18 protein-coding genes are annotated in these 20,926 nt (G+C 71.8%); 5 read left to right on the top strand and 13 right to left on the bottom strand.

Annotation, left to right across the window (positions count from 1 at the left end; all coding sequences use genetic code 11):
* Nucleotides 1-29: 29 nt before the first annotated feature.
* The 3 genes from ACIRRH_RS13320 to ACIRRH_RS13310 all read right to left on the bottom strand — a co-directional run bounded on the left by ACIRRH_RS13320 (nucleotide 30) and on the right by ACIRRH_RS13310 (nucleotide 4,198).
* The gene (locus ACIRRH_RS13320) at nucleotides 30-2,060 is read right to left on the bottom strand and encodes a flotillin family protein (protein WP_403066114.1); all 2,031 of its coding nucleotides are present in this window, start codon (nucleotides 2,058-2,060) and stop codon (nucleotides 30-32) included.
* A gap of 78 nt (nucleotides 2,061-2,138) precedes the next feature.
* Nucleotides 2,139-2,867 (bottom strand): hypothetical protein, encoded by a 729-nt coding sequence (locus ACIRRH_RS13315; protein ID WP_403066112.1) that lies wholly within the window; start codon nucleotides 2,865-2,867, stop codon nucleotides 2,139-2,141.
* Nucleotides 2,868-3,082: 215 nt separating this feature from the next.
* Complete coding sequence (locus tag ACIRRH_RS13310; RefSeq protein ID WP_403066110.1) at nucleotides 3,083-4,198, bottom strand: PucR family transcriptional regulator; 1,116 nt, start codon at nucleotides 4,196-4,198, stop codon at nucleotides 3,083-3,085.
* Between the two features lie 374 nt (nucleotides 4,199-4,572).
* Here ACIRRH_RS13310 and ACIRRH_RS13305 point away from each other — a divergent pair, with 374 nt between their 5' ends.
* Nucleotides 4,573-5,328: a tyrosine-protein phosphatase gene (locus ACIRRH_RS13305; RefSeq protein WP_403066108.1), complete on the top strand. Its 756-nt coding sequence runs from the start codon at nucleotides 4,573-4,575 to the stop codon at nucleotides 5,326-5,328.
* 14 nt (nucleotides 5,329-5,342) lie between these two features.
* Here ACIRRH_RS13305 and ACIRRH_RS13300 read toward each other — a convergent pair whose 3' ends face one another.
* Both ACIRRH_RS13300 and ACIRRH_RS13295 read right to left on the bottom strand, forming a co-directional pair.
* Nucleotides 5,343-6,185 (bottom strand): ABC transporter permease, encoded by an 843-nt coding sequence (locus tag ACIRRH_RS13300; protein ID WP_403066106.1) that lies wholly within the window; start codon nucleotides 6,183-6,185, stop codon nucleotides 5,343-5,345.
* Complete coding sequence (locus ACIRRH_RS13295) at nucleotides 6,182-7,093, bottom strand: ABC transporter ATP-binding protein (RefSeq protein WP_403066104.1); 912 nt, start codon at nucleotides 7,091-7,093, stop codon at nucleotides 6,182-6,184. Before ACIRRH_RS13295 ends, ACIRRH_RS13300 begins: the two co-directional genes overlap by 4 nt.
* Before the next feature lie 134 nt (nucleotides 7,094-7,227).
* Here ACIRRH_RS13295 and ACIRRH_RS13290 point away from each other — a divergent pair, with 134 nt between their 5' ends.
* Together ACIRRH_RS13290 and ACIRRH_RS13285 are read left to right on the top strand one after the other, a co-directional pair.
* The gene (locus ACIRRH_RS13290) at nucleotides 7,228-8,433 is read left to right on the top strand and encodes a sensor histidine kinase (protein ID WP_403066102.1); all 1,206 of its coding nucleotides are present in this window, start codon (nucleotides 7,228-7,230) and stop codon (nucleotides 8,431-8,433) included.
* A complete protein-coding gene (locus ACIRRH_RS13285; protein WP_403066100.1) occupies nucleotides 8,430-9,125 on the top strand; it encodes a response regulator in 696 nt (231 codons plus the stop codon). Before ACIRRH_RS13290 ends, ACIRRH_RS13285 begins: the two co-directional genes overlap by 4 nt.
* Nucleotides 9,126-9,205: 80 nt before the next feature.
* On the opposite strand, the gene ACIRRH_RS13280 is transcribed toward ACIRRH_RS13285, so the two are convergent.
* From ACIRRH_RS13280 to ACIRRH_RS13245, 8 genes are all read right to left on the bottom strand, one after another.
* Nucleotides 9,206-10,309: a hypothetical protein gene (locus ACIRRH_RS13280; protein ID WP_403066098.1), complete on the bottom strand. Its 1,104-nt coding sequence runs from the start codon at nucleotides 10,307-10,309 to the stop codon at nucleotides 9,206-9,208.
* A 345-nt stretch (nucleotides 10,310-10,654) separates the two neighbouring features.
* Entirely contained in the window at nucleotides 10,655-11,236 is a 582-nt protein-coding gene (locus ACIRRH_RS13275; protein ID WP_403066096.1) for a hypothetical protein, read from the bottom strand.
* A 148-nt stretch (nucleotides 11,237-11,384) separates the two neighbouring features.
* Entirely contained in the window at nucleotides 11,385-12,404 is a 1,020-nt protein-coding gene (locus ACIRRH_RS13270; protein ID WP_403066094.1) for an N-acetylglucosamine kinase, read from the bottom strand.
* 143 nt (nucleotides 12,405-12,547) lie between these two features.
* Nucleotides 12,548-13,837, bottom strand: coding sequence for a 6-phospho-beta-glucosidase (locus tag ACIRRH_RS13265; protein ID WP_403066092.1), 1,290 nt, complete (start codon nucleotides 13,835-13,837; stop codon nucleotides 12,548-12,550).
* Nucleotides 13,837-14,745, bottom strand: a complete 909-nt coding sequence (locus ACIRRH_RS13260) for a carbohydrate ABC transporter permease (protein WP_403066090.1) — start codon at nucleotides 14,743-14,745, stop codon at nucleotides 13,837-13,839. Before ACIRRH_RS13260 ends, ACIRRH_RS13265 begins: the two co-directional genes overlap by 1 nt.
* A gap of 21 nt (nucleotides 14,746-14,766) precedes the next feature.
* Entirely contained in the window at nucleotides 14,767-15,780 is a 1,014-nt protein-coding gene (locus ACIRRH_RS13255) for a carbohydrate ABC transporter permease (protein WP_403066088.1), read from the bottom strand.
* A gap of 25 nt (nucleotides 15,781-15,805) precedes the next feature.
* Nucleotides 15,806-17,161: an ABC transporter substrate-binding protein gene (locus tag ACIRRH_RS13250; protein ID WP_403066086.1), complete on the bottom strand. Its 1,356-nt coding sequence runs from the start codon at nucleotides 17,159-17,161 to the stop codon at nucleotides 15,806-15,808.
* Nucleotides 17,162-17,265: 104 nt separating this feature from the next.
* A complete protein-coding gene (locus ACIRRH_RS13245; RefSeq protein WP_403066084.1) occupies nucleotides 17,266-18,456 on the bottom strand; it encodes an ROK family protein in 1,191 nt (396 codons plus the stop codon).
* A 1,382-nt stretch (nucleotides 18,457-19,838) separates the two neighbouring features.
* On the opposite strand from ACIRRH_RS13245, the gene ACIRRH_RS13240 reads away from it, so the two are divergent.
* Entirely contained in the window at nucleotides 19,839-20,690 is an 852-nt protein-coding gene (locus tag ACIRRH_RS13240; RefSeq protein ID WP_403066281.1) for a helix-turn-helix domain-containing protein, read from the top strand.
* Between the two features lie 11 nt (nucleotides 20,691-20,701).
* Nucleotides 20,702-20,899 carry a DUF397 domain-containing protein gene (locus tag ACIRRH_RS13235; RefSeq protein WP_403066082.1) on the top strand — a complete coding sequence of 66 codons (198 nt, stop codon included), beginning with the start codon at nucleotides 20,702-20,704 and terminating at the stop codon, nucleotides 20,897-20,899.
* Nucleotides 20,900-20,926 lie beyond the last annotated feature (27 nt).

The following is a 20,926-nucleotide window of genomic DNA, read 5'->3' as shown; positions in this document are numbered from 1 at the left end:
GTCGACTCGGTTGCCCGGCGGGCAGCAGGTCACTTGGAGCCGTTCACGGAGGCGAGGCCACCGGCCAGCGCCCCGATCGGGGTCTCCGCGACGCCCAGCTGCCGCGCCGAATCCAGCAGTTGGCGCAGCTGGCCGGCCTGGTCACCCGCCCCCGAGCCGATCAGCTTCATCAGCAGGGCGGACACCGTCAGGTTCTGCACGTCGGCCGTGGAGACCGAGGAGAGCACCCTGGTGAGGTCCTCGGTGAAGCTGGCCCGCCCGTCCAGCCAGGGCCCGGCCAGGGTCTGCGCGGTCTGCGAGTGGCCGACGAAGGCGTCCACGCTCTTGCCGGCCGACACCGACTGCACCAGCCTGTCGAAGAACACCGAGTCCCCGCCGACGATGTCGATCTTCGCCTTCTCCAGCCCGGCCGCGACCAGCGCCGCCTGGGCCTCCGCGATCTGCCGCTGGGCGTCCAGCCCGGCCAGCCGGACGTCCTTCTCTGCGGCCAGCCGCAGGCGGTACTCCTCGTGCCCGCGCGAGGCCTCGTCCAGCTTGGCCATCGCCGCGGCCTTCTCGGTCAGGCCCTCGGCCTCGGCCTTCAGCTTGGCGCCGACCTCCAGCGCGGCGGCCTTGGCCTTCTCGGCCTGGACGGCGGCCTCGGCGCGGCCGACCTTCTCCACCGCCGCGGCCTCCTGCTCGCGGACCTGGACCCTGGCCAGGCCCTCGGCGGCGGCCTCCGCACGGATGCCCTCGGCCATCCGGATCTTGGCGGTCGCGTCCAGCTCGGCGGCCTGCTGACGGGCCTCGGCCAGCACCAGCGCCTCGCGGGCCTTGTGCGCGGCGGCCTGCTCGGCGGCCTCGGCGGCCTTGATGTCCTTGACCAGCTTCTCCTGCGCCTCGGCCTCGGCCTGGATCACGACGGCCTTGCGCACCCGCTCGGCCTCCTCGGTGGCGCGCAGCGTCTTGACGGCCTCCTCCTGCTCGGCGACGGTGCGGTCCACCGCGACGCGCTCGCGGACCACGTCGGCGACCTCGCGCCTGGCGGACTCGACCTCCTTCTCCTTGGCGATCGCGGCGAGCTCGGTCTCCCGCTCGCGGCCGACGACCTCCAGCAGGCGGTCCTTCTCGATCCGCTCGTTCTCCACCGCGATCACCCGTTCGCGGTTCTTCTGCGCCACCGCGACCTCGCGGGCCTGGTTCTCCCGCTGCACCCCGAGCAGCTCCTCGGTGCGCAGGAAGGCGGTCTGGGCGTTCAGCCGCTCCTCCTCCTGCACCCGGGCGATCACCGCGTCCTCCTTGGCGCGCAGGGTCTCGATCTCGCGGCGCTGGCGGATCTCGGCGTCGGCCTGCCGGCGCTCCAGCTCCAGGACGGCCTCCCGGGCGTCCACGTTCTGCCGGGTGATCTCCTTCTGCTCGGTGCGCTGGTACTCGTTGGTGCGCACGTGCTCGATCGCGGTCAGCTCGGTGATCTTGCGGATGCCCTGGGCGTCCAGGATGTTGTCGGCGTCCAGCTGGTTCATCGGGGTCTGTTCCAGGTGGTCGATGGCCGCGTCCTCAAGGGTGTAGCCGTTGAGGTCGGTGCCGATGACCGCGATGATCTGGTCCCGGAACTCGTGCCGGTGGGTGTACAGGTCGGTGAAGTCCAGCTGCTTGCCGACGGTCTTGAGCGCCTCGGCGAACTTGACGGCGAAGAACTCCTGGATCGCCTGCGGGTCGCTGGCCCGGGCGGTGCCGATCGACTGCGCGACCTTGATGACGTCCTCGACGGTCTTGTTCACCCGGACGAAGAACGAGATCCGGATGTCCGCGCGGATGTTGTCCCGGCAGATCAGACCGTCCCGGCCGGCCCGGTGGATCTCCACCGTCTTCGCGGTGATGTCCATCAACTCGGCCTTGTGGAGCACCGGGAGGACGATCGCGCCGGTGAAGGTCACGTCCACCTTCTTCGTCCGGGAGACGATCAGTGCCTTGCCCTGCTCGACCTTCTGGAACAGGCGGCCCACGAACAGCAGCATGGCGAGCAGGATGAGCAGCACGACGGCGACGAGCACGCCGAAACCCACGGCGATGGTGTCCATCACGGAGTCCTTTGACGAGATGGCGAGTTGGTGCGATAGAGGAGTGCGGTGAAGGAAGTCGAGAAAGGTGACGGATCGTCAGGTCAGTTCGGACGGCGGATCGAAGGGCGCCACCAGGAAGTGCTCGCCCTCGGCGTCGTAGTCGAAGATCAGGGCGGTCCGTCCGGCCGTCAGGCCCGGTTCGGGCTCCGCCGTGCGGACCTGGACGGTCGCGGTGGAGCCGTCCTCCGCGGTGACCTCGGCCTGCCCGAAGTCGGCCGTCACCCGGCCGGTCCGGATCACGCAGACCCGGCCGACGAAGTCCCCCCGGGTGGCCGGCCGGTCCTGCGGGAACAGCCGCGACAGCGGCCGGACGAGCACCCGGGTGCCCGCCCAGGAGGCGACCAGCGCGACGGCGAACACGCCGCCGCGCGCCGGTGCCCCCGAGGTGAGGACGGTGCCGGCCAGGCTGACGAACCAGGCGAGCGCGACCAGCAGCGACACCGCCACCGTCACGGGCACCCCGCCCAGCCCCAGCGCGTCCAGCACGCCCGTGTGGTGGCCGGCGCCGTGCCGGTCGGATCCCCCGTCGCCGCCGTGCCCCCCGGCACCGTGCCCCGGATCTCCGGCGTGCCCCCCGTGCCCGGCACCCAGGTGGTGCCCCGCGTGCCCGACGTCCACGTGGTGCCCGCCGCCGTGCCCCCCGTGCACGGCGCCGGGCACCAGGCCGCCGAACAGCATCAGCAACCAGTACCCGACCACCACCACCAGCGCGAAGCTGAACAGCGCCGTCGGAAAGGCCAGCGCGGCCGCGAAGAATCCCCCCATCCCGGCCACGCTCCCCCGTCTTTCCGCCGGCGCCGCGCTTCGGCGCCGAGGAGATCATGGCAGCGCCGGGGCCCGCGGCACATTGCCAGGATCCGGCAATCTTTACGCCCTCTTGACACCCTGGTACGTGCGGCCCGCGTGACACTGCAACAGCTCGGCAACAGGACGGCCGCCGGACGGTCGCAGCGGTGCCCCGCAGGTTTGGCGCGGCGGGACTACAGCGGTTGCTCCGGCCAGTTCAGCAGCCGTGCCCCCATGGCTGCCGTCTCCAGCGTGAAGCGGTGGAGCGCGTCCGCCGGGTCGTACCCGGTGAGCGCCTTGATCCGCTCCAGTCGGTAGCTCAGGGTGCGCACGCTCAGGCCCAGCCGGCGCGCCGCCTCCGCGTTCACGTACGCGGCCTCCGCCTGCACGGCGATGGTGTCCAGCAGCGGACGGGCGCCTCCGCGTGCCTCGGTCAGCGGGCCGAGCACGCTGCGCACCAGGTCGGCCATGGCCGCCCGGTCACGCATCAGCACCGGGAAGACCAGCAGCTCCTCGGCCCGCAGCTGCTGGGCCGGCAGGTCCAGCCGGTGCGCGTAGTCCAGCGCGCCCAGCGCCTCCTCGTAGCTGCGCGGCACTCCGCTCGGCCCCGAGTGCCGGCGGCCGGTGGCCACCCGCCGCACCGGGCGGTAGCCGGGGCCGGGGCGCAGCGTCAGCTCGGCGAAGGCCTCCAGCACGGCCCGCTCGGAGTCCGGGGCGATGCACACCAGCCGGCCGTCCTTGCTGGCCAGCAGCACGTCCCGCTCGCCGAACCGTCCGGCCAGTTCCCGCTCCACCCGGTGCACCAGCGGATGCACGTCCGCGAACGGTTCGTCGCCCACCGCGACCGCCACCGTGTACGAGCCCGCCAGCCGCAGCCCGAACCGCTCCGCGCGCTCGGCGAGCAGCCCGAGGTCGCTGCGGCCGAACAGCAGGTCGTCGATGAACTCCCGCCGGGCCGCCTCCTCCTGGCGGACGGCGAGGCGCTGCGCCCGCTCGTGGCCCTCGCCCAGCGCGGCCAGTGCGGCGTGGGTGGTGGCCAGCACCGCGTCGCCCATCCCGCGCAGCTCGGTGACGCTGCTCGCGGCCGTCGTCCCGGGCAGGGTCTGCCAGGCCCGCCGGGCCGCGGCCAGACAGTGCGACACCACCTCGCGCAGCCCGTAGCCGGCCTCGGCGCAGTGCTCGCCGAGTGTGCGCAGACGCTCCAGCTCGTCGCGGCGCAGCAGCCGGCCGGTACGGGAGACGTCGGCGAGCAGCACGAGGTAGACCTCGGCCAGCTCGGCGGGTATGTCGTACTCGATCTCCTCGGTCACCGTGTCCTGCCAACCCCCGTGCGGCCTGGTCGTTCGGCGCTGAATTTATCAGGGCCGCCCCCGGCGGGGGACCGCCGCGGCGGCCCCCCGCGCCACCGGTCGCGGACGTGCGGGACGGAGCGTGCGCCGCTGCCGTCGATCCGTCGCCGCACGGACAGCGCCGGCGCGCCGTCGCCGTGCCCTCCGGGCGCCGCGGCCGGGCGACGGGAGTGGGTCGCAGGGATGCACCGATCGAGGCCTGCACCGGCCAGGGCGTGCACCGATCGAGGCTTGCCCGGCGGCCCCCGGAGGGGTTACACATCTAGACGTCTCTCCGCGCGCCTGCGGATGTCCCCGTCTCGTCCCGGGTGCGGCTCCACCGAAAGGCCTCCCGCATGTCCCTGGTCAACTTCCGCGACGCCGCCGCCCTCGGCGACCCCGAGGGCCGGCGGATCCGCCCCGGTGTGCTGTACCGCTCCGCCCAGCCGTTCCCGGCCGCCGACGAGGCCACCGTCGCCCAGCTGCGCGGCTGCGACATCCGCACCGTCGTGGACCTGCGCGACCCGCGTGAGACCGACCCCGCCGACTGGGCCGCCGTCGAAGCCGCCGGGACAGCTGTCGTCGCCGCCCCGGTGAACCCCGCCACCGACGCCCTCACCGCCCGGATGAGCACCATGGCCACGGCCGCCGACCTGGGCGACTTCTACGTCCTGCTGGCCGAGTCCGCTCCCGCGGCGGTGGCCGCCGCCGTCGAGGCCGCCGTCCGCCCCGGCGCCGTCCTGCTGCACTGCGCCGCCGGCAAGGACCGCACCGGCCTGCTGATCGCCCTCCTGCTGGACCTCCTCGGCGTCCCCGCCGAGCGCATCGTCGCCGACTACACCCGCACCGCCGACGCCCTCCCGCAGATCTTCGCCGGCCTCGCCGAGCGCCACCGCACCGCCCTCAACGACCGCACCACCTCCCGCGTCACCGACTCCCGGGGCCGCGACCTCACCATCCCGGCGCCCCTCCTGGAGGCCCCGGCCGAGGCCATGTCGGTCTTCCTCGACCGCGTCCACACCCACCACGGCGGCGCGGCCTCCTTCCTCCCCGGCTGTGGTGTCCCGGCGGCGACCCTCGGCGCCTTCCGCGCCAAGGCGGCCGTGGCCTGAGCCGAGGAGGCGGGTCACACGTCCCGCCGCCGTACCACGACCACCGTCACCACCACCGCGGCCACGCCCCACACGCCCATGGTGATCCACGAGTCCAGCACGCTCGGCGCGTACTTCCCCATCGTGGCCGTGGAGTTCGGGGTGATGGTGAGCCGCTGCACGGTGGCCAGCGGCAGGTGGGTGCCGATCTCCTTCAGCCACCGGTAGCGGTCCCCGCCGAACATCATCGGCAGGATGAACATCACCATCACCAGCGACACGATGGAGGCGGTGGCGTGCCGCAGCAGCGCGCCCAGCGCCATCCCGATCAGCGCGCAGACCGGCACGATCGCCGCATAGCCGAGCACGGCCCGCAGGCAGCCCTCGTCGGTGACGGAGAGCCCGACGTGCCGGGAGGCCAGCATCGCGTTGATGGTGAAGAAGGAGACCGCCGAGACCACGAGCCCGGCGAGCGCGGTGATCCCGCCGATCAGCAGCACCTTGGCCGTGATCACGCCCCGCCGGTCCGGTACGGCGGCGAAGGTGGTGCGGATCAGGCCGGTGGTGTACTCGCCGAACACGGTGATCGCCCCGAGGCTGCCGGCCGCGACAGCCATGAGGTCGCTCGCGATGTTGCCGAGGCCGTGGAACAGCGGGTCGTAGCTGTACGGAGGCTGGCCGGGCATCCGCGGCCGCGGGTGGTCGATGTAGGGCAGGTCGGTGTGGACGGCGTTCACGTTGACCGCGATCGCCACCAGCGAGGCCAGCGCCAGCACCCAGTAGGTGGAGCGCAGCGAGCGCAGTTTGATCCACTCGGCGGCGAGCAGGTCGACGAACCGGGGGGCGGGTTCGGCGCAAGCATGGGTCGCGGTGCTCATCGGGCCTCTCCAGCCAGGTACTCGACACTGTCGGCGGTCAGGGACATGAACGCCGACTCCAGCGACGACGTCCGGGCGGCCAGCTCGTGCAGCACCAGGCCGTGCCGCAGCGCGAGTTCGCCGATCCGCTCGGCCGGCATACCCGTGACGATCCCGACCCGCGGTTCCGTCAGCCGCACCTCGGCTCCTTCGGTGCGCAGGACCTCGACCAGCGTGGCGAGTTCGGGCGCCCGTACGGCCACCGAGGAGACCGCGTTGCGGGCCGAGAACTCCGCGAGGCTCTGGTCGGCGATCAGCCGGCCGCGTCCGATCACCACCAGGTGGTCGGCGGTGTGTTCCATCTCGGCCATCATGTGGCTGGAGACGAACACCGTCCGTCCCTCGTCCGCGAGCCGCCGGAACAGCCCGCGCACCCAGAGCACGCCCTCCGGGTCCAGCCCGTTCAGCGGCTCGTCGAAGAGCAGCACCGGCGGGTCGCCGAGCAGCGCGCCGGCGATGCCCAGGCGCTGCTTCATGCCCAGCGAGTAGCCGCCGATCCGCCGCCCGCCGGCCTTGCCGAGGCCGACCTCCGCCAGCACCTCGTCCACCCGCCCGAGCGGGATGCGGTTGCTGCGGGCCAGCGCCGACAGGTGCGCCCGGGCGCTGCGCCCGCCGTGCACGTCGCCGGCGTCCAGCAGGGCGCCGACGTGCCGCAGGCCGCGCGGCCGGCCGGCGAAGGGCGCCCCGGCCACGGTGACGGTGCCTTCGGTGGGGGTGTTGAGGCCCAGGATCATCCGCAGGGTGGTGGACTTGCCGGCACCGTTGGGGCCGAGGAAGCCGGTCACGGCGCCCGGCCGGACGGTGAAGGTCAGCCGGTCGACGGCCGTGGTGGCGCCGTACCGCTTGGTCAGTCGTTCGATCTCGATCACGGGGACAACGCTGCCGGTCGGAGCCCGGCCCGGGCATCGGGCCGCGGGCCACAACCGCGGGCCACCGCACTGGCCCCGGGGATTACGCCCCCGGGCCAATGTGCCGCCGTCCGGGCCGCGGCTACCATCGCGTCATGATCACTGCCGAACCCCGCCCGCCGCTGCTCAGGCGCCTGCCCGCGGGCGTGTGGGTGGGGGCGCTCTGGACGGCCCTGGTGATGTTCCGCTTCTTCACGCGCGAGAACGAGCTGCAGCACCTGTTCAAGTACCACGGCAACCCCGAGGACATGCCGATGGTGGTCACCGCGGTGGTCACCACCCTGGTCGCGTCGCTGCTGGTCCGGCTGCCGCTGCTGGCCATCGTGGTGGCGCTCGCGGGTGCCATCTTCGCGCTCGGGATGTGGGGCGTCCCGGAGGCCGCGCCGCTCCAGTTCCTGATCGCCGACGCGGTGGTCGGCTACTGCGCGGCCACCCGCTCCCGCCGGGTCTCGCTGAGCGCCCTGGCGCTGCCGCTCGCCACCCTCGCCGGGCTGCTGCTCTGGGGCGCCGTCAACGACTACCCCGTCAACCCGCTCGCCTACGCCGGCTTCGCCGCGACCGTGCTGATCGCCTGGCTGGTCGGCAACACCGTCCACCAGGGCCGCGCCCACGCCGATGCGCTGCGCGGCCGGGCCTCCGAACAGGCCATCACCGCCGAACGGCTAAGGATCGCCCGCGAGTTGCACGACATGGTGGCCCACAACATCGGCATCATCGCGATCCAGGCCGGCATGGGCAGCCGGGTCATGGACACCCAGCCCGCCGAGACCCGCCGCGCCCTGGAGGCGATCGAGGCCACCAGCCGGGAGACCCTGGCCGGCCTGCGCCGGATGCTCGGCGCGCTGCGGCAGGGCGAGGGGGAGTCCGCTCCGCTCGAAGCGGTGCCGGGGCTGGGCGAGTTGGACCGGCTGGTGAAGAAGGCGGCGGGCGCCGGGGTGCGGGTCGCGCTCACCCGCCGCGGCGAAGCCCGTCCCCTGCCGCCCGAGGTGGACCTGGCCGCCTACCGGATCGTCCAGGAAGCGGTCACCAACGTCGTCAAGCACTCCGGCACCCGCGACTGCCACGTCACCGTCGAGTACGGCCCGCACGAGCTCGACGTCACGGTGGTCGACCTGGGCGCGGGAGCGGCGACCGGCACCCCCGGCACCGGCTACGGGCTGGCCGGCATGCGCGAGCGGGTCGCCCTGCTGAACGGCGAGTTCAGCGCCGGACCGCGCTCCGGGGGCGGCTTCCTGGTCGCCGCCCGCCTGCCGCTCCCCGAGCAGACCCCCGTCGAGCTCCCCCTGGAGGTGGGACCGTGATCCGCGTCGTCCTGGTCGACGACCAGCCGCTCATCCGCACCGGCCTGCGCGTACTGATCGCCGACGCCCCCGACCTGGAGGTGGTCGGCGAGGCCGGCGACGGCGCCGAGGCCGTCGAGCTGGTCACCCGGCTGCGCCCCGACGTCGCCGTGATGGACATCCGGATGCGCCCCCAGCCTGGCGGCTGGGAGGTGCCCCCAGTCACGGACGGCATCGAGGCCACCCGCCGGATCACCGCGGACCCGGACCTGCCCACCCACGTCCTCGTCCTCACCACCTTCGACGACGACGACTACGTGTACGGCGCGCTGCGGGCCGGGGCGAGCGGCTTCCTGGTCAAGGACCTCGCCCTGGAGACCATCCTGGACGGCATCCGGGTGGTCGCCGCCGGGGACGCCCTGCTGGCCCCCGGCATCACCCGCCGGCTGATCGGCGAGTTCGCCGCCCGCCCGCAGGGAACGGCCCGGCCCGCCCAGCCCCGCAGGCCCGTCGCCGAGGCCGTCACCGAGCGCGAGCGCGAGGTTCTCACCCTGGTCGGCCGGGGCCTGTCCAACGCCGAGATCGCCGTGGAGCTCACCATCAGCGTGGCCACCGCCAAGGCCCACGTCGCCCGGCTGTTCACCAAGCTCGACGCCCGCGACCGGGTCCACCTGGTCATCCAGGCCTACGAGTTCGGGCTGGTCGTGCCGTAGGAGCACGCGCCGTAGGAGCACATGGCGAAGCGCCGAGGCGGGCCCCCACGGTCCACCCCGGCGCTCCGGCGATCAGATCGTCAGTGGACGATCGCGTGCGAGATCTGGCACCCGCTGACACCGTTGGACCAGGTGCCCTGCATGGCGAAGGTGCCCGTCGCGAACGCCACGTTCTGCGAGCCGCCCGTCCCGCCGACGCCGTTCCAGGAGCACTTGTCGGCGTTCTCGTACCCGGTGGAGTCGGTCCAGCCGCCCGCAGGGTTCTGGTCGGTGATGGTCTCCGAGTACTCGTGGCCGTACACCATGGTCACGCCGTCCAGGGTGCCCGCGCTGCCGCTGTTGACGTAGTTCTGGCCGCAGGAGGTGCCCATGTCGGTCACGTACGGGTCGTTGGTGAACGCCACGTCACCGTACGGGGAGGGGGCGGCGCCGCCGGTCAGGGTGGTGTCGCCGTTCCAGTCGTGCCAGGCGCAGAAGCCGCCGTTGGGGGTGTTGAAGCCGTCCGGGTGGGTGCCGGTCGGCGACAGCACCACGTACTGCACGTTGCGGTTGGACGCGGCGGTGGTGTTGCCGAAGTGCCCGGCGGCCTTGACGGCCTCGGCGGCCAGCTGGTTGCCGCTGGCCTGGTTCGGAGCGGCGGCGGACTCGTCGACCCAGACGCCGGCCAGCGCGCCGCCGGTCGGGTAGCCGACGTGCGCGGAGCCGCTCGGGCAGCTGGTCGCGCCGGTGGCGACGCCCTCGCAGTACTGGGTCATGACGCCGGACCAGGTCTCGTTGTTGGTGCCGAGGCCCTTGAACAGCTGCTGCGCCCGGACGGCCTCGCCCTTCGGGTCGCCGGAGAGTGTGGTGTAGCCGGCGGAGTTGGTGCCCTGGGTGCCCCACTGGGTGCCCCAGAAGATCAGGTAGACCTTCGGCGCGCCGGTGGTGACGCCGATGCCGTCCACGCCGCCGCCGTACCTCAGGTTGTTGCTCGCGCCCTTGGCCGACTGGCCGGCGTTCTCCTTGGTCGGGTGCACGCCGTGCCGGTACGGGTGGGGCTGCCCGGCGAACTCGCCGGCCGGCCGGTTGTCCTGGACGGCCTGGGCGGCCGGGGCGGCGGCGAAGCCGGTGGCGGCCAGGGCCAGGGCGCTGAGCCCGGTCAGGGCGCGCAGCCGCATCCGACGGGAGGTGGGGGAGATGCCCATCGTGAGGGTTCCTCTCTGATGCCGCCGAACCCGGGTACGGGAACGGGCGGCACGGTGGGGGACGAAGGGGGAAGTGCGACGACGGCAGCGCGGAGGAACTGACAGCCCGTGGTGAACGGTCAGTGCCGTGGGGATGGGGAGCCGGTTACCGCCGACGGCCGGAAGCAAAGCAGAGTTGTCGAAACAGGGTCAACGACGGAAAAGGTAAGACCCGCCCCAAGGAAGGACCCAGCGGACGTATAGAACGTCAAAAACCCCCAGCTGACGGGTGGTCGATGCGCGTAGCGCGGCCGAATGCCAACAGTTGAGAGGCGCTTCTACACCGTATTCACCGGCGGACCGCGGTCAGGGGCCCTCGACCTCGCCGATGCGCATGATCCGGCCGTGGGAGTCCAGCACCACGTCGTAGGCGTTGCCGTGGCAGCCGTACGGGTCGGCCGGGTCGCGCTCGGCCAGGCAGTCGTCGAGGTGGGTGATCAGCTCGTCGAGGGGGACGGTCCTGGACGGGTCGTCGTGCGGGGCGTCGACCAGGGTCGCCGTCACGCCCGCCCCCGCGAAGCCGTAGTGGACCGGGCTGCCGGCGGGCTCGTAGCGGCCGGTGCCGCAGCTGAAGCGGGCGGGCTGGGCGGTGAGTGAGGCCGGGCCGGCGGAGACGACGAGGAGGACCTCGTGGCCGGGGCGTCCGGTGGGGGTGGCGCACTCCGGCCCGGCGGACGGGTCGGCGGACGGGTCGACCACGGAGGAGTAGGGCTCCTCGTCCTCGTAGAAGAGGTCGTCATCGTCGTCCAGCAGGTCGTCCGCGCCCTCGCCGGCGGCGGCGGAGGCGGCGGCCACCGTGGAGCGGGAGTCGGCGGGCGTGCAGCCGGTGAGCGCGGCGGTGCCGCAGGCCAGCAGGACGGCGGCGAGGAGGATGCGGGGCGTGGCCATGGCACAAGTCTCCCCGGGCGGCGGCGGTTGTCGGTACCTGCCTAACACGACCGGGGCCCGGCCCGCGGTTCCCTCCCCCGGCGTGCGCCGGTTCCCTCCCCCGGCGGACGTGCGGATCCGGCGGGGGAGGGGGTTCGTCGAGCGGGCGTCAGGCCGCCACCGGCAGGCCCGCCTCGTACGCCTCGCGCAGCCGGGCCTGCGCCTGGGCGCCCGCCGCCAGGTGGTCGAGGCCGAGCAGCGCCGCGCCCAGCACCGGCGGCGCGACGACGACCCGCGGCTCGGCCAGCGGCGCGGCCTCGGCGAGCCGGGCGGTCAGGTTGTCCAGCAGCAGCGGCTGCCGGGAGGCGAGCACGCCGCCGCCCAGCACCACCGGGGTGGGGGTGTCCAGCAGCTCCAGGCGACCGAGCGCGACCACCGCGAGCCGGACGATCTCGTCGGCCTGGCGGTCGATCAGTTCCAGCGCCACCGCGTCGCCCTCGGCGGCGACCGCGAACAGCACCCGGGCGATCTCGTGCAGCCGCGCGTTCGGCAGGTGCCCCAGGTGGACGGCCTCGGCGACGGCGCCGGCGCTGGGCAGGCCGAAGTGCTCGGCGATGGCCCGGGCGAGCCCGGTCGGACCGCCGCGCCCGTCCTCCGCGCGGACGGCGTGCCACATGCTGGCGATGGCGAGCCCCGAGCCGCCGCCCCAGTCTCCGGTGAGCTCGCCGAGGGCGGGGAAGCGGGCGGTGCGGCCGTCCGGCAGCAGGCCGACGCAGTTGATCCCGGCGCCGCAGACCACCGCGACCCCGCGCGGGCCGTCGGTGCCGGCCCGCAGCAGGCCGAAGGTGTCGTTGGCGACGGTGGTGCCGGCCCCCCAGGGGTGGGACTCCAGCGCCTCGCGCAGCGCCTCCTCCTCGACCGGCAGGTCGGCGTTGGCCAGACAGGCGCTGACGTGGCTGGTGAGCACGCCGCTCCAGGACGGGTGGCCGGCCGCCGCGGCGGCCTGCTCGACCAGCGGGGCGAGGCCGGCGACGGCCGCCGCGCCGCCGATCCTGTGCGGCTCGAAGCCGCCGCCGCGGGCGGTGCCGAGGATGCTGCCGTCGGTGCCGATCAGGGCGACGTCGGTCTTGGAGTTTCCCGCGTCGATGGCGAGGACGCCGGGCAGGAGTGGTTCTGGCTGGTGGGTCATCAGGTCCCCGCGCTCGTACGTGGCCCGGGCCGTGGTCGTCGGCCGGGTGCCCGGCCGAAGGGTCCCCGGCCGGGGTGGACGGTCTCCTCGCCGTGCCCGCCCGGCGACCGGAGGAGGTCGCCGGGCGGGCACGACGGGCCGGGTCAGGCCCAGGCGAGGTGCTCGCGGTTGTGGGCGAGCAGCCGGTCCGTGAGCTGGTCGGCGAGCTCGATCTGGCCGACCAGCGGGTGGGCGAGCAGGGCGTCGAAGACCCGGTCGCGTCCGCCGCGCAGGGCGGCGTCGAGAGCGAGGTGCTCGTACGAGGTGACGGCGGCGATCAGGCCGGCGTACAGCGGCTCGACGGGCCGCTGCGGCAGCGGGCGCACGCCCCGCGCATCCACCTCGGCCGGCACCTCGATGACGGCGTCGTCCGGCAGGAAGGGCAGCACGCCGTCGTTGCGGGTGTTCACCACCTGCACGGAGGTCCCGCCGCCGGTGCCGAGCAGTGCGGCGATCAGCTGGACGGCGGCCTCCGAGTAGAACGCGCCGCCGCGCTTGCCGAGCAGCTCGGGCTTGGTGTCCAGGGTCGGGTCGGCGTACAGCTCCAGCAGCTGCCGCTCGATCTCGGCCACCTGCGCGGCCCGCGAGCCCTGCTCCTTCAGCTCCGCCACCACCGCGTCGTGCTGGTAGAAGTACCGCAGATAGTAGGACGGCACCACGCCGAGCCGCTCGATGACCTCCTGCGGAAGGTGCAGGTCCTCGGCGATCTCCTTGCCGTGCGAGGACAGCAGCTCCGGGAGCACCTCGCGCCCGGCCGCGGCGCCCGGGGCGTCCAGCAGGGTCACCCCGCGCTCCCAGGTCAGGTGGTTGAGCCCGACGTGGTCGAGACGGACCAGCTCCGGGTCCACGCCCAGGTGCGCCGCGAACTTGCGCTGGAAGCCGATCGCGACGTTGCACAGCCCCACGGCCTTGTGGCCGGCGCTCTGCAGGGCCCGGGTGACGATGCCGACCGGGTTGGTGAAGTCCACGATCCAGGCGTCCGGGTTGGTCCGGCGCACCTGCTCGGCGATGTCCAGCACCACCGGGACGGTGCGCAGCGCCTTGGCGAGCCCGCCGGCGCCGGTGGTCTCCTGCCCGACGCAGCCGCACTCCAGCGGCCAGGTCTCGTCCTGGTTGCGCGCCGCCTGCCCGCCGACGCGCAGCTGGAGCAGTACGGCGTCGGCGCCGGCGACGCCCGCCGCCAGGTCGGTGGTGACCGTGACGACCGCGCAGTGGCCCTGCCTGGCGAAGATCCGCCGGGCGAGGCCGCCGATCAGCTCCAGGCGCTCGGCGGCCGGGTCGATCAGCACCAGCTCGCCGATCGGCAGGGTGTCGCGCAGCCGGGCGAAGCCGTCGACCAGCTCCGGGGTGTACGTCGAACCGCCGCCGACGATTGCCAACTTGAGTGCGGACATCAGCCCTTGACCCCTGTCAGTGTCACGCCTTCGATGAAGGCCTTCTGAGCGAAGAAGAAGAGGACGATCACCGGCGCCATCACCAGCACGGTGGCGGCCATGGTGAGGTTCCAGTTGGTGTGGTGGGCGGCCTTGAAGGACTCCAGCCCGTAACTGAGGGTCCAGGCCTCGTGGTTGTTGCTGGCGTAGATCTGCGGGCCGAAGTAGTCGTTCCAGCAGTAGAAGAACTGGAACAGCGCGACCGCGGCGATGGCCGGCTTGGCCATCGGCAGGACCACCCGCAGCAGGGTGCGCAGGTCGCCGCAGCCGTCCATCCGGGCGGCCTCGATGTACTCCTTGGGGATGGTCATCAGGAACTGGCGCAGCAGGAAGATGGAGAACGCGTCGCCGAAGGCCATCGGGATGATCAGCGGCCAGAGCGAGCCGCTCATGCCCATCTGCTTGGCCCAGAACAGGTACATCGGGATGACGGTGACCTGCGGCGGCAGCATCATCATCGCGATGACCGCCATCAGGGCCAGGTTGCGGCCCCGGAAGCGGAACTTGGCGAGCGCGTAGGCCACCGGGAGGCTGGAGACCACGGTCAGCAGGGTGCCGAGCGCGGCGTACAGCAGGGTGTTGCGCCACCAGGTGAGGAAGCCGGGGGTGTCCCAGACCTTGCCGTAGTTGCCCCAGTTCCAGCTGGTCGGCCAGTAGTCGGTGGTGAGCGCCTGCCGGTCCGACATCACCGAGGTGAGGAAGACGAAGACGAAGGGCAGCAGGAAGAACAGCGCGGCGGCGATGGCCAGCGCGTGCACGGCCACCCAGTTGAGCGCCGCGCGGCGCCGGGCGGCCCGGGCCGCGGGGCCGCCGTGACGGGAGGGGCCGGCCGTGGCCGGCGCCTTGGTGAGCGTGGTGCCAAGAGTCATGATCAGGTCCTCACAGGCCCGCTAGTCGTCGCTCGCCATGAAGCCGGAGCGGCGGCGGAGCAGGATCGAGGTGACAGCCATCGAGATGGCGAACAGCACCAGGGCGACGACACAGGCCGCGCCGTAGTTGAAGCGCTGGAAACCGAGGTTGTAGACCATCTGCGGCAGGGTCCAGGTGGAGCCGCCCGGGTAGCCGGGCTCGAACGGCTGGCCGGAGCCACCCGCGATGCCGCTGGCGACCTTCCCGGCGACGATCGCCTGGGTGTAGTACTGCATGGTCTGGATCACCCCGGTGACCACCGCGAACATGATGATCGGCGAGATGTTCGGCAGGGTGACGTACCGGAACCGCTGGAACGGGCCGGCGCCGTCCAGTTCGGCCGCCTCGTACTGCTCCCTGGGGACGTCCAGCAGCGAGGCCATGAAGATGACCATCAGGTCGCCGATGCCCCACATGGCGAGCAGGGTGAGCGCGGGCTTGGACCAGTCCTCGGAGGCGAACCAGCCGGGCTGCGGCAGGCCGAGCTCGCCGAGCAGGTGGTTGACCGGGCCGGTGCCGGGGTTGAACAGGAAGGCGAAGGCGACGGTCGCGGCCACCGGCGGGGCCAGGTACGGCAGGTAGAAGGCGGTGCGGAAGAAGCCGGCGCCGGTCTTGACCTTGGTGATGAGCATCCCGATGCCCAGGCCGAAGGCGACCCGCAGGGTCACCATGACGACGACCAGCCACAGGGTGTTGCGCAGGCCCTGCCAGAAGGTCGGCAGCTGGTTGAAGACGTAGTCCCAGTTCTTCAGGCCGCTGAAGGTCGGGGAGCCGAAGCCGTTGTAGGAGGTGAAGGAGAAGTAGGCGGTGGAGACCAGCGGGTAGACGAAGAAGACGCTGAACCCGATCAGCCAGGGGGAGAGGAAGGCGAGGGTGCGGGCCGCCTCCCGGCGGCGCTTCCGGCGCAGCAGGTGCTGCGTGGAGGGCGCCGCCGGGCCGGTCGGTCCCGCGTCGGCCTCGTCGTTTCCCTTGCGGGTGCCGAACGCGAGTGACATGGGAGCTCCGTGGACCGTTCCGGGCCTACTTGGCCTGGGCGATGTCGGTGTCGATCTGCTTGGCCGTGGCGGCCAGGCCGGCCTGGAGGTCGGTCTGCTTGCCGGACTCGTAGTCGTAGCCGAGGTTCTGCAGGGTGATGATGTAGCTGCCGCCGTTGACGGCCGGCGGGGTGGTGGTGGAGTCGGCGTTCCTGGCGACGTCCAGGAAGGTCTTGACGTTCTCGTCGCTGACCAGCTTCGGCGAGTTGAGCGCCTCGAAGGTGCTCGGCACGTTGTGGATCGCGTTGGCGAAGCCGACCACCGCGTCGGTGTCCGTGGTCAGGTACTTGACGAACTCCCAGGCGGCGGCCTGCTTCTTGCTGGTGCTGGCGATGCCGACGATGGTGCCGGTCTGGTAGCCGCGGCCGTAGGTGCCGGCCTGGTCGTCCGGGACGGGGAAGGCGGCGGTGGCCCACTCGAAGTCGGGCTTGTCCTTGGCGAGCGAGGCGGTGCGCCACTCGCCGTCGAGGATCATCGCGACCTGGCCGGTGTGGAAGGGGTTCTTGGCGCTGAACTCCTCGCCGAAGGTGGCGCGGTACTTCTCCAGCTTGTCGTAGCCGCCGAGCTGGTCGACCAGGCCCTTCTGCCACCTGAACATCGCGGCGACCTTCGGGTCGGTGGCGATGTTCGACTTGCCGTCGGAGCCGAAGTAGGTGGGGCCGTACTGGCCGAGGAAGTGCTCGGTGGTGTTCTCGTAGCCGTGGTACAGCGGCATGAAGCCGAGCTGCTTGTACGAGTCGCCGTCGGCGACGGTCAGCTTGGCGGCGTCCTCGGCGAACTCGCTGAAGGTCTTCGGCGGGTGGGCGATGCCGGCGGCGGCGAAGGCCTTCTTGTTGTAGTACAGGCCGTAGGCGTCGCCGAGCAGCGGCAGCGAGCACTGGTTGCCCTGGAACTGCGTGTAGTCGAGCATCGTGGCCGGGAAGGTCTTGGCCGGGTCGATGCCGCTCTTCTGGAGCATCGGCTTGAGGTCGACGAAGGCCTTGGTCGAGCAGAACATGCCGACGTTGTTGGTGGTGAAGGAGGAGACCACGTCCGGCGCGTCGGCGCCGCCGGCCCGCAGGGCCTGGTTGACCTTGTCGTCCGCGAGGCTGTCCACGGCCTTGACGTGGATGTTGGGGTGGGCTTTCTCGAAGGCGGCGATGTTGTCGTTGATCGCCTTGATCTCGTTCTCCTGGCTCCAGCCGTGCCAGAAGGTGATGGTGACGTCCTTGCCGCTGGCCGAGTCGTCGCTGCCGCCCGAGTCGCTGGAACCGGTGCAGGCGGAGGCGAGCAGGGCCAGGACGGCGCTGCTGGCGACGGCGGCGATGGTGCGACGGCCTCTGCGGGAGGTGGTGGCGTGCACTTCGGGATCCTCCTGGGGGTGCGCGGGCAGGCCTCGTTGCCTCGGGTCCCGCGTTCGGGGGTAGGGGAGAGGTGGGTGCAGGGAGCGAGGTGACAGGGGGAGCGTCAGTGGGTGGAGAAGACCGCCTCGCGGGCGTCGGACAGGGCACGTTGCAGGGCGCCGAGCAGGACCGGTGAGCCGGGCAGGGCGCTGCTGCGGACCTCCGGACGGGCGATGGAGATCCGCGCCAGTTCGTCCTCGACCAGTGCGCGCAGGCGCTCGCCGCCCGCGCTCGGCACCACGCCGGAGAGGACCACCAGCTGGGGGTCGACGACGGCGACGATCACCGCCAGCCCGACGGCGAGCCGCCCGGCCAGCTCGGCGAGGAAGGCGTCGCCGGCGCCCGGGGTGGCCAGCGCCTTGGCGATGGACTCCTGCGCGGTGGCCGCGCCGAGCCCGTGCTCACGGGCCAGGGCCCGGACGGCGGGTGCGCCGACCAGGGCCTGGAACCCGCCGAACTTGCGGCGGCGGGCGTCCCACTCGACCGGCGAGTCGGGCAGCGGCATGTAGCCGACCTCCCCGGCTCCGCCGGTGAAGCCGCGGTGCAGCCGCCCGCCGATCACGATCGCCGCGCCGACCCCCGCCCCGGCCCAGAGCAGGACGAAGTCCTCGAAGCCGGCCGCCGCACCCGAGGACCGTTCGGCGACGGCGGCCAGGTTCACGTCGTTCTCGATCGACACCGGCGCGCCGATCGCCCCGGTCAGTTCCTCGACCAGTCGCGGCGAGTGCCAGCCCGGCAGGTGGGAGGCGTAGCGCAGCTTGCCGGTGACGGGGTCGGGGGCGCCGCCGACGCCGATCGCGGCGGTGCGCAGACCGCCCTCGGGGATTCCGGCGGCCCGCGCCGCCTCGGCCACCGCGGCGGCGACGGTCGGGACTGTCCCGGCGGCCGGGACGCCCTTGGTCGGCACGGTGTGCCCGGCCAGCGTGGTGCCGGTGATGTCGGCGACGGCGACCCGGATCTCGCTGTTGGTGACGTCCAGTCCGGCGACGTACCCGGCGGCCGGATTCACCTGGTACAGCTGGGCGTTGGGGCCGGGGCCGCCCGCCGTGGTGCCGACCGGCAGGACCAGCCCGGCCGCCTCCAGCCGGGCCAGCAGCTGGGAGGCGGTGGGCTTGGACAGCCCGGTGAGGGCGCCGATCTGGGTGCGCGAGAGCGGCCCGTTCTCCAGCAGCAGTTCGAGGGCGGCCCGGTCGTTGATGGCGCGCAGCAGGCTGGGGGTGCCGGCGAGGGGGGCCTTGGCGGTGCTCTTGGTCATGCCCGGAATCCTCCTCTTTCGGCTGTTCGGGATGGCCCGCGGGTGGCGCCGGCGTGGGGAGCGGGCTGGCTTCGGGCGAACTGTTAGGAAACTTTCCAGTCGCTTGGGAAGGACCGTAAGGGCCGTGTCGGCGGGGTGTCAATGGTGGGTGGAGCGGAGGATGCCGAAGCGTTACCGGACAGCGCGAAGCCCCGCCCCCGCGGTGGCGGGGCTCGCCCTTGCCCAGCGTTCAAAAAGAAACTTAAAAAAGCGTGTCGCCCTCCTCGGCAAGGAGGGGCGATACACTTATGAGTGAAATTATGAAGGTGGGAATTGTGATGTCGCCCCTCGGTGCGCCGAGGGGCGACATCAATCCTCGGTGGGTCGAGGGGAGTCGCCACCAAAAACCGATTGAATGACCCGAGGCTAGTAGAGGAGGGCCGCAGGAACTCGATCGCCCGCCTCGCCCAGGTTGCAAGGTGGGCGATCGCAGGGGGGGAGTAAAGGGAGAGAAGAAGGGCGCCGGCCTCCTCCAGCGAGGAAGCCGGCGTCGGAAAGCAGCAGATAGGCCGGTTGACAACAGTTCACCTCCCCCGATCAGGGCTCCCAGCCTATGCAGGAATTGGCTGTCGCTCCTCGGCACTGACGAGCGACAGCCAAAGAAACCTCAGGCATGGGCGAAGTGGGACGAGAGCGCATGAATCAGGGATGAAATCCCCTCTGAAGAATACTCAAGAGAGGCCCTGGGGTGCGGCGACGGCAGTGTCCGGCCGCTCTGTGCAGGAAGTCGGCCAGACCGACTTCCTGCACAGAGGGTGGGAAGACTGTGGGGCAATCACAGTTTCTTTCGCCGTTCCGCCGCGATCGTGATCGCGGCGGAACGGAGCGCAATGCAGGTGAGCAAGGAACGGATGAGAAGGGCGGGCCCGCGTCGTTGGACGCGGGCCCGCCCAGACGTTGGGCGCCTCATCCACCCACCCACCCACCCTGCCGCGAACGGAGCGCCCCCATCTGGCCCGACCTGCAATTACGGCGATCGGTGGGCGGCCCGGCCGACAACGGCCGGGCCGCCCGAAACCAGGGGAAAGCAAGTGGCCAACGCAAATCGGGCGGGCTCGGGCCCAAGGTCCTGGCCTGCCGTATCCCTTCCCTTGCGATCCCCTCACGCCTGCTCCTGCGTCGACAGGCGCGTCCGTAGGCTGGAGGTCAGGCAGCTTCGGCCCGGTCCAACTCGGCGGCACCCGGTTGGCATGGAAGTCTCCTGCCTCAAGGCATGGTTGAGCCAACGGCCAGCACCTTCAGTAGCTGATCCATGTCGTACGGTAGCGCCGACGTGGCATAGTTTCCATGTAGTCCATTGAAGACTTGCCATATCACTCTTGGCAGTGAATGAGAGGATCGCGATGGCATCGAGTGGCGCCACGACGTTGCGGCAGCAGCGCCTTGGGTTTGAGCTGCGCAAACTTCGCGAGAACGCCGGGCTCAGCTCAACTGCCGCCGCAGCTCTCGTCGGTGTGAACCAGGGCCATATGAGCCGAATCGAAGCGGGCCGCTACGCGGTGAGCGCGGAGCGCGTCCGCGCGTTCGCTCGGGCGTACGCATGCACGGATCAGAGCCTGATCGACGCTCTCGCCGGTATGACAGGCAGGCGGACTCGGGGGTGGTGGGAGGAGTATCGCGACATCCTGCCGCCGAACATGCTCGATCTTGCTGAAACGGAACACCACGCCACGGCGATGCGCATCGCCTCGGTGATCCACATCCCCGGCCTGCTTCAGACCGCCGACCACGCACGTGTGCTCGCCAGCAATGTCGTACCGCCTCTGACGCCACCCGACGTGGAGCACCGGGTGTCGTACCGGATCAAGCGGCAGGCCGTCGTCTACGGCCAGCGGGCGATCCCGCTCACAGCGATCGTCCATGAGGCAGCCCTGCGGATGGGGTTCGGCGGGCCGGCCGTGGCCCGCGCCCAGCACAGGCACCTCATTGAGGCGAGCACCCGTGAGAACGTATCCGTCCTCGTGATTCCCTTCGGTGCGGGAACGTTCCCCGGCTCCGGGCAGTCCATCGTCTACTGCTCCGAGGTCGTGCCCCAGCTCGACACCGTGCAGCTCGATACATACCACGGCTCCGAGTTCCTTGACGCCCATGCGCAACTGGTGAAGTACCAGAAGGTTCTGGATCTCATGGAGGCCTGTGCCATCAGCCCGGCGAAGTCGCGTGATCTCATTGCCCGTATCGAAAAGGAAACCTGAGAGGAAGCGCCATGTCAGATCTCAACTGGCAGAAGTCCAGCTACAGTTCCGAGTCGGCCAACTGTCTCTACCTTGCCGCAGGCCCCGACCGCAGCATCAAACTCCGCGAAAGCGATGAGCCCGACGTCGTCATCACCACAACGCCCGGCGGACTCCGCGCCCTCCTATGCGGCATCAAGGAAGGTGAGTTCGACCACCTGACAAGGTAGTTCCTCCTTGAGCGGCCCGCCTGTGCG

The organism is Kitasatospora sp. NPDC101235, from assembly GCF_044767505.1.
GTDB lineage: Bacteria > Actinomycetota > Actinomycetes > Streptomycetales > Streptomycetaceae > Kitasatospora.
The sequence above is the reverse complement of the archived record's forward strand: the minus strand, read 5'-3'. Positions and strand labels throughout refer to the sequence as shown.

What these genes read in the sequence shown, in the direction of transcription:
- ACIRRH_RS13320 (WP_403066114.1), bottom strand. Translation starts at nt 2,060, where the DNA reads ATGGACACCATCGCCGTGGGTTTCGGCGTGCTCGTCGCCGTCGTGCTG.
- ACIRRH_RS13315 (WP_403066112.1), bottom strand. Translation starts at nt 2,867, where the DNA reads ATGGGGGGATTCTTCGCGGCCGCGCTGGCCTTTCCGACGGCGCTGTTC.
- ACIRRH_RS13305 (WP_403066108.1), top strand. Translation starts at nt 4,573, where the DNA reads ATGTCCCTGGTCAACTTCCGCGACGCCGCCGCCCTCGGCGACCCCGAG.
- ACIRRH_RS13300 (WP_403066106.1), bottom strand. Translation starts at nt 6,185, where the DNA reads ATGAGCACCGCGACCCATGCTTGCGCCGAACCCGCCCCCCGGTTCGTC.
- ACIRRH_RS13290 (WP_403066102.1), top strand. Translation starts at nt 7,228, where the DNA reads ATGATCACTGCCGAACCCCGCCCGCCGCTGCTCAGGCGCCTGCCCGCG.
- ACIRRH_RS13280 (WP_403066098.1), bottom strand. Translation starts at nt 10,309, where the DNA reads ATGGGCATCTCCCCCACCTCCCGTCGGATGCGGCTGCGCGCCCTGACC.
- ACIRRH_RS13275 (WP_403066096.1), bottom strand. Translation starts at nt 11,236, where the DNA reads ATGGCCACGCCCCGCATCCTCCTCGCCGCCGTCCTGCTGGCCTGCGGC.
- ACIRRH_RS13270 (WP_403066094.1), bottom strand. Translation starts at nt 12,404, where the DNA reads ATGACCCACCAGCCAGAACCACTCCTGCCCGGCGTCCTCGCCATCGAC.
- ACIRRH_RS13265 (WP_403066092.1), bottom strand. Translation starts at nt 13,837, where the DNA reads ATGTCCGCACTCAAGTTGGCAATCGTCGGCGGCGGTTCGACGTACACC.
- ACIRRH_RS13260 (WP_403066090.1), bottom strand. Translation starts at nt 14,745, where the DNA reads ATGACTCTTGGCACCACGCTCACCAAGGCGCCGGCCACGGCCGGCCCC.
- ACIRRH_RS13255 (WP_403066088.1), bottom strand. Translation starts at nt 15,780, where the DNA reads ATGTCACTCGCGTTCGGCACCCGCAAGGGAAACGACGAGGCCGACGCG.
- ACIRRH_RS13245 (WP_403066084.1), bottom strand. Translation starts at nt 18,456, where the DNA reads ATGACCAAGAGCACCGCCAAGGCCCCCCTCGCCGGCACCCCCAGCCTG.
- ACIRRH_RS13240 (WP_403066281.1), top strand. Translation starts at nt 19,839, where the DNA reads ATGGCATCGAGTGGCGCCACGACGTTGCGGCAGCAGCGCCTTGGGTTT.
- ACIRRH_RS13235 (WP_403066082.1), top strand. Translation starts at nt 20,702, where the DNA reads ATGTCAGATCTCAACTGGCAGAAGTCCAGCTACAGTTCCGAGTCGGCC.